This window comes from Pseudacidovorax sp. 1753 (assembly GCF_040544975.1).
Lineage (GTDB): Bacteria > Pseudomonadota > Gammaproteobacteria > Burkholderiales > Burkholderiaceae_C > Xenophilus.
The window spans coordinates 129,518-139,855 of the sequence record NZ_JBEPKY010000020.1 but is presented as its reverse complement, the minus strand read 5'-3'; the positions used below and the strand labels follow the sequence as shown (position 1 = coordinate 139,855).

Sequence of the window (10,338 nt, the reverse complement as noted above, 5' to 3'; positions counted from 1 at the left end):
TCGCCCTCGTGCAGTTGCGCTTCACTTCGTTCGTCGTGATCAACTTACGGCGGGACTTGCACCCGCAAGAGTGCGCCCATGCTGGGCGCACAAAGCAGAAGGGGCCCGAAGGCCCCTTCTGCAGCAGATTGCACGCGCGCTCAGGCGGTCTCGTGCGCCGCCGGCAATGCGGCGGCTCCGTTCTTCTGCTTCTTCGTCTTGATGAAGAAGCCGATGGTCTGCCATGCGATGAACACCCCGATCAGCGACAGCAGCGTGCCGCTGATGGGCCGGTCGAAGAAGATGCCGAAGCTGCCGCGGCTCAGCAGCAGCGTGCGGCGGAAGTTCTCTTCCAGCATCGGGCCCAGGATGAAGCCCAGCATCAGCGGCGCGGCATCCAGGTCGAACTTCATGAACAGGAAGCCCAGCAGGCCGAAGGCGGCGGTGATGTACAGGTCTTCGAGGTTGTTGTTGACGCTGTACGTGCCGATGCAACAGAAGAACAGGATGCCCGGGAAGAGCACGGCGTACGGGATCTTGAAGACCGACAGCCAGTAGCGCACCAGCGGCACGTTCAGGATGATCAGGAAGCAGTTGCCGACCCACATCGAGGCGACCAGGCCCCAGAACAGTTCCGGGTGACCGGCGATCATGTTCGGGCCGGGCTGGATGCCCTTGATGATGAAGGCGGCCATCATCAGCGCCATCACGGCGTTCTCGGGGATGCCGATGGACATCAGCGGAATGAAGCTGGTGCGGGCTGCGGCTTCGTCGGCTGCGGCCTGGCCGGCCACGCCTTCGATACAGCCGGTGCCGATCTCGTGCTTGTACTTGCTGACCTTCTTGTCGATGGCGTAGGCCGCGAACTGGGCGATGGCCGGGCCGCCGCCGGGCAGGATGCCCAGGAAGGAGCCGATCACGCTGCCGCGCAGGGCGCTGGGGATGATCCGCTTGAACTCTTCCCAGGTGGGCATCAGGTGGATCTTGCCGTTGAAGGGCGAGCGCTCTTCACCGCTGTCGAGGTTCTTGGTGATCTCGGCGATGCCGAAGCAGCCCAGCGCGATGCTGACCAGGCCCACGCCGTCGGCGAGGAAGGGCAGGTCCATGGTGTAGCGCTGCACGCCGCTGTTGACGTCGGTGCCGATCTGGCCGAGCAGCACGCCGATCAGGCACATGGCCAGGCCGTTGAGCAGGCTGCCGGTGGTCACGAAGCTCACGCAGACGAAGCCCACCATCATCAGCGCGCAGTAGTCCGCGGGGCCGAACAGGAAAGCCACCTCGCCCAGCTTGGGCGCCAGGAAGGTCAGCACGATGATGGCCACGGTGCCGCCGATGAAGCTGGAGAAGCCGGCCGTGAACAGCGCCAGGCCCGTCTTGCCCTTGAGCGTCATCGCGTAGCCGTCGATACAGGCCACGATCGAACTCGCGTGCGGGATCTTCATCGTGATCGCCGACACGCTGTCGCCGTACTGCGCCCCGTAGTAGATGCCGGCCAGCATGATCAGCGCGCCGGTGGTGTCGATGGAATACGTCAGCGGCAGCAGCAGGCTGATGGTGGCCAGCGGGCCCAGGCCGGGCAGCAGGCCGACCAGGGTGCCGACCACGCAGCCGATGGCGCAGTACATCAGGTTGTGGATGGTCAGCGCGTGCTCGAAGCCGAACGCCAGGTTATGGAGAGCTTCCATGGTGTGCAGGCTCCGATCAGTACAGGGGAAGGTTCAGGCCCAGCAGCTTCTGGAAGCCGAAGGCGAAACCCACGAGCACCACCGCCACCTTGACGTTGCGTACCCAGGAATACTTGCCGCTGGCCGCCAGCGAGGCGATGAACACCATGACGACGATGCCCACGGTCATGTTCACGTAGGTGGACACGAGCGCGAAGGTGCACAGGCTGGCCAGGATGATCGCGATGTTCTTGAAGTTGACCGACATCGGGATCGGCTTGACGAAGCGCGAGCGGATCACGGTGATGATCCCGATGGCCAGCAGCATGCCGCTGACCATGGCCGGGAACAGGCCCGGGCCGGCGTGCGCGAAGCTGCCGATCTGGTAGTTGAAGGCCGGCACGCCGAACAGCAGTGCAAGCGCGATGAGGAACAAGCCTCGGTTGAGGTTGCGATCGTTCATAAGGGGAGGCGAAGCGTCGTCATGTTGATGTTGTGGATCGGTTGGTCCCTCTCGCGCCGGGGGATCCGGCGGGGTGCCAATGTCTCCTTTGCAGCCGCAGCTGCTGGGGCGGAGGGGATGCTCCGGCTGCCACACTGATCGGAATCTGACCGACTGCAGAGGGGAATTACGTACCGGAGGGCCCCTGCGGCGCGCAGGCGTCGCATCGGTGACTTTTTCTCCGGGTTAACACGAAGAAGCGGCTACGCAAATACACGTAGACGCCCGTTTTCCCGGGCTTCGCCGGGTCATCGACGGCGACCGAAATACCCATGAAAAAGCCGCCCGAAGGCGGCCTCTGGAACATGGGCGCGCGGCCTTTCGTCCGTTCAGCCGGGGGGCTGCGTCAGATCGTCGAGTGCCTGCTCGAAGTCGGCCTCGGCCGCCAGCCGGCGCATGGGCGGCAGCGCGGCGAGCAGGCGGCGGCCGTAGCCCATGGACACCAGGCGCGTGTCGCACACGACCAGCACGCCACGGTCGCTTTCGCGCCGGATGAGCCGGCCCGCGCCCTGCTTGAGCGCCACGGCCGCCTCGGGGATGGAGTAGTCGCCGAAGCCGCTGCGGCCCTGCGACTCCAGCCGGCGCGTGCGCGCCTCCACCAGCGGATCGCCCGGCGGCGGGAAGGGCAGCTTGTCGATCACCACGAGTTGCAGCACATCGCCCGGCGCGTCGAAGCCCTCCCAGAACGAGGCGGAGGCCACCAGCACGCAACCGGTCGCGCCCGCGTCGGCGCCCGCGCGGAAGCGCTCCATCAGTACGCGCTTGGGCCACTCGCCCTGCACCAGCACATCGACGTCGCTGCCGGCGGCACGCAGGCGCTCGCGCAGGCCGTCGCCGATGGTGCGCAGCGCGCGCAGCGTGGTCGTCAGCACCAGCGTGCGGCCACCCAGCCGCAGCGCGCCCTTGGCCGCCAGCGCCGCCACGGCGTCCGGATGGCCGGCATCGGCGGGCCGGGGAAACTGCCGCGGCACATAGAGCGCGGCCTGCTGCGCATAGTCGAAGGGGCTGGCCACGCGCAGCACCTGCGCTTCGTCCAGGCCGCACGGCTCGGTGAACCAGCGCAGTTGCGGGTCGTCGCCCAGCGTGGCCGAGGTGAAGATCCAGGCACGGCTGCGCGACTCGCCGCCCTGCTCCTGCGGGGACGGCGCCGGGCGGTCGGCCTTGAGCACGCGCTTGCGCACCGCATCGGCGATGTCCAGCGGTGACTGCACGAGTCGCAGCTGGGTGCCGATGTCGACCCAGCGCACCGCATCGGGCGGGCACGGTTCGGTCAGCAGGCCTGCCCGCTCGACCAGCAGGCCGGCGCGCTCGGCCAGGCGGACGAAGTCGGGGGAAAGCTCGCTGACCGTGTCCAGCGCGACAGCGGCGTCTTCCGCGGCGCGGCGCAGGGTGTCCAGGCCGCCCTGCCACTGGGTGGCGCCGATGCCTTCGGGGGCGGCGCCGTTCCAGCGCAGCTTGGCGCCGGGCCAGCCCTTGCCGGCCACCATGCGCAGTTCGCGGGCCGCGTGCTCGAGCTTGCCGGCCACGTCCTGCCAGTCGGCCAGGCCGCGTGCCTGCTGCAGCCCGGCGGCGAGCAGGTCGCGCGCAAAGTCCAGCACCTGCCCGGTACCCAGTTGCAGGCCCAGGAACTGCACGCCCGTTTCGTTGAGCTGGTGCGCCTCGTCGAAGATCACCACGCGCACGCTGGGCAGCAGCTCGGCCATGCCCGACTCGCGCACCGCGAGGTCGGCGAAGAACAGGTGGTGGTTGATGACCACCACGTCCGCCGCCAGCGCCTCGCGCCGGGCCAGGTTGACGTGGCAGGCCTTGAACTGCGGGCACTGCTGGCCCAGGCAGTTGTCGCGGGTGGAGGTGACCAGCGGAATGACCGGCGAGCGCTCGTCCAGGCCCGGCAGCTCGGCCAGGTCGCCGGTGCGCGTGGTGAGCGCCCAGCGCTCGACCTTGGCCAGCGCATGGGCCACGCCCCGCTCCCCCCCGGCGTCATGCCGGGCCTGGGCCATGCGGTGCAGGCAGAGGTAGCTGCCCCGTCCCTTGAGCAAGGCAGTGCGCAGCGGCAGGTTGAGCGCCTCTAGCAGACGTGGCAGGTCGCGCCCGAAGAGCTGGTCCTGCAGCGCCTTGGTGGCCGTCGACAGCAGAACACGCTCGCCACTGAGCAAGGCCGGCACGAGGTAGGAGAAGGTCTTGCCCACGCCCGTGCCCGCCTCCACCACCAGTTGCCCCCCTTCGGCCACGGTGTGGGCGATGGCCAGCGCCATCTGCGTCTGGCCCTCGCGCACGCGGAACTGGTCCGCCGCCTGCGACAAGGCCCCGCCGTCGGCGAAGACATCCATCACCTCGTCAGCGAGCGCCATCTAGCCTTTCCTCCCGGTCGAAGGGCGCCTGGGCGTCGCTCCTGGCAGACACAAGCTTTCGACAAAGGAGAAACTGTGAATTGTGTTTAACGGTGTCACTGGATCGCTCGATAATGGGTGTCAGACAGCCACATAGCCTTCTCGTTGGCGCGCCGCGGCGCCGACCGCGCCAATGCCTCACACCGGTTTCCGATTGTCCGCTGCCACGGGTCTCCACCAGGGAGACCGGCCTTACCAACAGGATCAGGTCGCCCTGATCGGGCATCCCCAGCGCCCGGGCTGCCTCCTCGCGGTGGTCGCCGACGGCATGGGCGGCCGCAGCGGCGGCCGCAAGGCATCGGAGCAGGTCATCATGACGGCGCAGCAGCTGTTCGCCCGCTATGCACCGGGCACGGACGATCCCGACCGGCTGCTGCGCCAGCTGGTCGACGAAGCCCACACCGTGATCCGGCTGACCGCGCTGTCGAGCGAGCAGGAGCCGCACAGCACCGTGGCGGCCTTCCTGCTCGACCCCGATGGCCGGGGCGCCTGGATCCACGCCGGCGATTCGCGCATCTACCTGTTCCGCCGCGGCCGCCTGGTGCGCCGCACGCGCGACCATTCCTATGTCGAGGTGCTGGTGCAGCGCGGCGAGCTGGACGAGGACGAGGCCTTGCGCCATCCGAAGGCCAACATCCTCGTGGGCTGCCTCGGCATGCAGTCCACCCTGCCGCCGATGGACCTCGAGGCCATCGATGGCGTCCAGCCCGGCGACGCGTTGATGGCCTGCTCTGACGGGCTCTGGCACTACTTCACGCCCGAGGAGTTCGGAGCGGTCATCGCGCGATACCCGGCCCGCGCAGCGGCCGAGATGCTGGTGAACGAGGCGCGTCGCCGCGCCGGCGGGGCGGGCGACAACCTGTCGCTGATCCTGGTGAAGGTGGAGGAACTGCCCGGCAAGCCGGCCACGCCCTCCTCCGCCGCGTTCGACGCGTTCATGGACAGCAGCCCGCGGCGCTGAGCACGGCCGCCGATACGGCGGCTTCAGCCGCTCGCCGCCAAGCCGGCGCCCGCCCTGCAACATGGAGGGCCCGCCCCATAAGCGGGCACCGCCGCGGCACGTCTTGGCGAGTGCGGACTCAGGGCTTGGCTGCCGGATCCGGCAGCGGCGCCGCCGGCGGCTTGGTGCGCTCGGCATTGCGGCGCTGGGCGTCTGCGCGACGCTGCTGGGCGTCGACCTGTCGACGCTCGTAGCGTTCGCGCTCCGCGGCATCCTGGGTGCGCCGCTGGGCCCGCTCGGCCGCCTTCTCGGCCTGTGCCTTCTGCCGGTCCTCGAACTGCTGCCGGCGCTGCGACGCCTGCGCGGCGGTGGCGGCCCGGCTGGCCGCATGGTCGGCGTTGCGCTGCTCTCGGTCCTGCTGGGCCTGCCGGTTCCGGTCGCGTTCCTGGGGCAGGTCGCGCGCAGGCGGGTTGGCCTGTTTGTCCTGGATGCGGCGCAGGGCGTCTTCGCCTCGTTGGCGGCGCTCCGCATCATTGAGCACGGCTTCACGCCGCTTGAGCCCATCCAGCGTCTCGCGGTGCAGACGGCTCTCGGCATTGAGGCAGTCATCGACGGCGAAGCGCTGGTAGCACTGAGCCCGGCGGGCCGAGTAGCGCACCTCTTCGGCCTTGCGCTCGACGCCGATGCGCTCGCGTTCGTCCGCCGCCTGTGCCGAACCGGGCGCAGCCGCCGACACGGCGGATTGGGCAAGCACGGTGCCCGCCGGCACGGCGACCAGCATCAACGCGACAAGGCGAAGGGAAAAGCTCATGTGAGGCGGGTGTCCACGGTACGGCGCTCCAGCGCCAGGAACTCGGCCGACTGCATTTCGTTCAGTCGCGAGACGGTGCGCGGAAACTCGTGCGCCAGCGGCCCTTCGGTGTAGAGCTGCTCCGGCGGCACCGCGGCCGAGAGCACGAGCTTCACCCGGCGATCGTAGAACACGTCCACCAGCCAGGTGAAACGCCGCGCTTCCGAGGCCATGCGCACCGGCATCTCGGGCACGTCGGACAGCAGCACGGTGTGGAACTGGCTGGCAATCTCAAGGTAGTCGTTCATCGAGCGCGGGCCGCCGCACAGCGTGCGGAAGTCGAACCACACCACGCCGCCAGCACGACGCCGGGCGCGGATCTCGCGCTTCTCGATGTTCAGCACCGGGTTGTCGTCGCCCTTCTCCGCCAGCTTGTCGAAGATCTTGCGCAGCTCCTTCTCGGAGCCACTGTCGTTGGGCGTGATGTACAGGCGCACCTGCTCCAGCGTGCGGCGCCGGTAGTCGGTGCCGTTGTCCACGTTGATGACCTCGAGCTTCGCGTTGAGCAGGTCGATGGCCGGCAGGATGCGGTCGCGGTGCAGCCCGCCGGGGTACAGGTCGTCGGGCTTGAAATTGGAGGTGGTGACGAAGCCCACGCCGTTCTCGAACAAGGCCACCAGCAGGCGATGCAGGATCATCGCGTCGGTGATGTCGGCGACGTGGAACTCGTCGAAGCAGATCAGCTTGAAGCGCTTGGCGATGCGCTTGCCCAGCTCATCGAGCGGGTTCTGGATGCCCTGCAGGTCTGCCAGCTCACGGTGCACCTCACGCATGAACTCGTGGAAGTGCAGGCGTGTCTTGCGGTTGATGGGCACCGCGTTGAAGAAGCAGTCCATCAGGAAGCTCTTGCCGCGCCCGACGCCGCCATACATGTAGACACCGCGCGGCACGGCCGGGCGATGGATCAGCTTCTTGAAGGCGTTGGAGCGCTGGGCCTTGTACTCGGCCCACTCGCGGGCGCAGCGGTCCAGCGCGTCGACCGCGCGCAGTTGCGCGGGATCGGCGGTGTAGCCGCGGCCCTTGAGTTCGGCCTCGTAGGCCTCCTTGACGGACGGGAGCGCCAACTCAGAAGTTCAGCGTGCGCTTGTCGACGGCCAATGCGGCTTCCTTGGTCGCCTCGGAGAGCGACGGGTGCGCGTGGCAGATGCGGGCGATGTCCTCGGCCGAGGCCTTGAACTCCATCGCGACGACGGCTTCCGAGATCAGCTCGCTGGCCATGGGGCCCACGATGTGCACGCCCAGAATCTCGTCGGTCGTGGCGTCGGCCAGGAACTTCACCATGCCCGTGGTGTCGCCCAGCGCGCGCGCGCGGCCGTTCGCCAGGAACGGGAAGGTGCCGGCCTTGTACTTCACGCCGTCGGCCTTGAGCTGCTGCTCGGTACGGCCGACCCACGCGATCTCGGGGCTGGTGTAGATCACCCAGGGGATGGTGTTGAAGTTGACGTGTCCGTGCTGGCCGGCGATGCGCTCGGCCACGGCCACGCCCTCTTCTTCCGCCTTGTGCGCCAGCATCGGGCCGCGCACCACGTCGCCCACGGCCCACACGTTGGGCAGGCTGGTCTTGCACTCGTCGTCCACGATGATGGCGCCGCGGTCGTCCAGCTTCAGGCCCACGGCCTCGGCATTCAGGCCGATGGTGTTGGGCACGCGGCCGATCGAGACGATCAGCTTGTCGGCTTCCAGCTTCTTGGCTTCGCCCTTGGCATCGGTGTAGTCGATGGTGACGCCGGCCTGGGTCTTGGCGACCTCGCCCACCTTCACACCCAGCTCGACCTTCAGGCCCTGCTTGTCGAAGGCCTTCTTGGCTTCCTTGGCGATCTGCTCGTCCACGGCGCCCAGGAAGGTCGGCAGACCTTCGAGGATGGTGACGTCCGCACCCAGGCGGCGCCACACGGAGCCCATCTCCAGGCCGATCACGCCGGAGCCGATCAGCGCCAGCTTCTTGGGCACGGCACCGACGCGCAGCGCGCCGTCGTTGGACAGCACGGTCTCCTCGTCGAAGGGCACGCCGGGCAGCTGGCGGGCGTTGGAGCCCGTGGCCACGATGATGTGCTTGCCGACCAGCGTCTCTTCGGCAGCGCCGGCGACCTTGATCTCGTAACCGCCTTCGGCTGCCTTCGCGAAGGAGCCGCGGCCGTGGAAGAAGCTGACCTTGTTCTTCTTGAACAGGTACAGGATGCCGTCGTTGTTCTGCTTCACCACGCCGTCCTTGCGGGCCAGCATCTTGGCCACGTCCATCTTGACGTCGGAAGCCGTGATGCCGTGCTCGGCGAAGTGCTTGTTGGCGTGCTCGAAATGCTCGGACGACTGCAGCAGGGCCTTGGAGGGGATGCAGCCCACGTTGGTGCAGGTGCCGCCCGGTGCCGGGCCGCCCTTGCCGTTCTTCCATTCGTCGATGCAGGCGGTGTTGAAGCCCAGTTGGGCCGCGCGGATGGCAGCGATGTAGCCGCCGGGGCCACCGCCGATGACGATGACGTCGAATTGCTTGGACATGATGTTCTTTCGTTCGGATCGGCTCACCAACTTGCGCCGACACCAGGGCAAGCGCAGCGGAGCCCGCTCGAGTGCACCCGCGGAACCGGCTCTGCCGGGCCGCCGGGTGCGCCCCCTTGAGGGGGGATTCGGCTACACGCAGTGAGCAAGAAACGGGGGTGGGTCAGATATCAAACAGCAGACGCGAGGGATCTTCCAGCGCTTCCTTCATCGCGACCAGGCCCAGCACGGCTTCGCGGCCGTCGATGATGCGGTGGTCGTAGCTCATCGCCAGATAGTTCATCGGGCGCACCACGATCTGGCCGTTCTCGACCACGGCACGGTCCTTGGTGGCGTGCACGCCCAGGATGGCCGACTGGGGCGGGTTGATGATGGGCGTCGAAAGCATGGAGCCAAAGGTGCCGCCGTTGGAGATGGAGAAGGTGCCGCCGGTCATCTCGTCGATGGACAGCTTGCCTTCCTGGGCCTTCTTGCCGAACTCGGCGATCTTCTTCTCGATGTCGGCGAAGCTCATCTGGTCGGCATTGCGCAGGATCGGCACCACCAGGCCGCGCGGCGAGCCGACGGCGATGCCGATGTCGAAGTAGCCGTGATAGATGATGTCGTTGCCGTCGACCGAGGCGTTGAGCACCGGGTACTTCTTGAGGGCGTGCACGGCCGCCTTGACGAAGAAGCTCATGAAGCCGAGCTTGGTGCCGTGCTCCTTGGTGAAGGCGTCCTGGAACTTCTTGCGCAGGTCCATCACGGGGGCCATGTTCACCTCGTTGAAGGTGGTCAGGATGGCGTTGGTGGACTGCGACTGCAACAGGCGCTCGGCGATGCGGGCGCGCAGGCGGCTCATCGGCACGCGCTCTTCGGGGCGGTCGCCCAGGTTGGCGGCGGTGGGAGCGGCGACCTGGGGCAGCGAGGTCTTGGGCGCACCGGTCGGGATCTGCACGGCGGGTGCCTTGGCGGCGGTGGCGCCACCAGCCACGGCCGACAGCACGTCGCCCTTGGTCACGCGGCCATCCTTGCCGGAGCCGGCGACGTCGCTGGTCTTCAGACCGTTGTCGGCCAGCAGCTTGGCGGCGGCGGGCATGGCCACGTCGGACTTGGCGCCGCCGGTGGCGGCGGGCGCCGCGGCGGCCGGGGCCGATGCGGCGGGCGCAGGTGCGGCGGCAGCCGGTGCGGGCGCGGCTGCGCCGGCCTTGCCTTCGGTGTCGATCTTGGCGATCAGCTGGTCGGCGACGACGGTGGCACCGTCGGCCTGGACGATCTCGGCCAGCACGCCGGACGCCGGGGCCGGCACTTCGAGCACGACCTTGTCGGTCTCGATCTCGATCAGGATTTCATCGGCCGTGACGGCTTCGCCGGCCTTCTTCTTCCACTGCAGCATCGTGGCTTCTGCCACGGACTCGGACAACTGGGGAACCTTGACTTCAACGATGGACATTTTTATGGACTCTGCTTATTCGAGGGAAACACGCCCGCGAACGACAAAAAAATGGGGCGCGCAAGAACAGCAGGCCGGCGCAACGCGC

8 protein-coding genes are annotated in these 10,338 nt (G+C 68.0%); 1 reads left to right on the top strand and 7 read right to left on the bottom strand.

Going from position 1 to position 10,338, the window contains the following annotated elements:
- Positions 1 to 140: 140 nt before the first annotated feature.
- The 3 genes from ABIC63_RS23120 to yoaA all read right to left on the bottom strand — a co-directional run bounded on the left by ABIC63_RS23120 (position 141) and on the right by yoaA (position 4,496).
- Positions 141 to 1,664 (bottom strand): tripartite tricarboxylate transporter permease, encoded by a 1,524-nt coding sequence (locus tag ABIC63_RS23120; protein WP_294373801.1) that lies wholly within the window; start codon positions 1,662 to 1,664, stop codon positions 141 to 143.
- A 16-nt stretch (positions 1,665 to 1,680) separates the two neighbouring features.
- Positions 1,681 to 2,106, bottom strand: a complete 426-nt coding sequence (locus tag ABIC63_RS23115; protein ID WP_114804351.1) for a tripartite tricarboxylate transporter TctB family protein — start codon at positions 2,104 to 2,106, stop codon at positions 1,681 to 1,683.
- 368 nt (positions 2,107 to 2,474) lie between these two features.
- A complete protein-coding gene (yoaA, locus tag ABIC63_RS23110; RefSeq protein ID WP_354321521.1) occupies positions 2,475 to 4,496 on the bottom strand; it encodes a DNA repair helicase YoaA in 2,022 nt (673 codons plus the stop codon).
- 172 nt (positions 4,497 to 4,668) lie between these two features.
- Between yoaA and ABIC63_RS23105 the strand changes: the two genes are divergently transcribed.
- Positions 4,669 to 5,496 (top strand): PP2C family protein-serine/threonine phosphatase, encoded by an 828-nt coding sequence (locus ABIC63_RS23105; RefSeq protein ID WP_354321520.1) that lies wholly within the window; start codon positions 4,669 to 4,671, stop codon positions 5,494 to 5,496.
- A 118-nt stretch (positions 5,497 to 5,614) separates the two neighbouring features.
- Here ABIC63_RS23105 and ABIC63_RS23100 read toward each other — a convergent pair whose 3' ends face one another.
- The 4 genes from ABIC63_RS23100 to odhB form a co-directional block, all read right to left on the bottom strand.
- On the bottom strand, positions 5,615 to 6,286 hold the full coding sequence (locus tag ABIC63_RS23100; protein ID WP_294373809.1) for a hypothetical protein: 672 nt from the start codon (positions 6,284 to 6,286) through the stop codon (positions 5,615 to 5,617).
- Positions 6,283 to 7,389, bottom strand: coding sequence for a cell division protein ZapE (gene zapE / locus ABIC63_RS23095; protein WP_294373811.1), 1,107 nt, complete (start codon positions 7,387 to 7,389; stop codon positions 6,283 to 6,285). Before zapE ends, ABIC63_RS23100 begins: the two co-directional genes overlap by 4 nt.
- Before the next feature lies 1 nt (position 7,390).
- A complete protein-coding gene (lpdA, locus tag ABIC63_RS23090) occupies positions 7,391 to 8,818 on the bottom strand; it encodes a dihydrolipoyl dehydrogenase (RefSeq protein ID WP_354321519.1) in 1,428 nt (475 codons plus the stop codon).
- Between the two features lie 163 nt (positions 8,819 to 8,981).
- Positions 8,982 to 10,250: a 2-oxoglutarate dehydrogenase complex dihydrolipoyllysine-residue succinyltransferase gene (odhB, locus tag ABIC63_RS23085; protein WP_058644511.1), complete on the bottom strand. Its 1,269-nt coding sequence runs from the start codon at positions 10,248 to 10,250 to the stop codon at positions 8,982 to 8,984.
- Positions 10,251 to 10,338 lie beyond the last annotated feature (88 nt).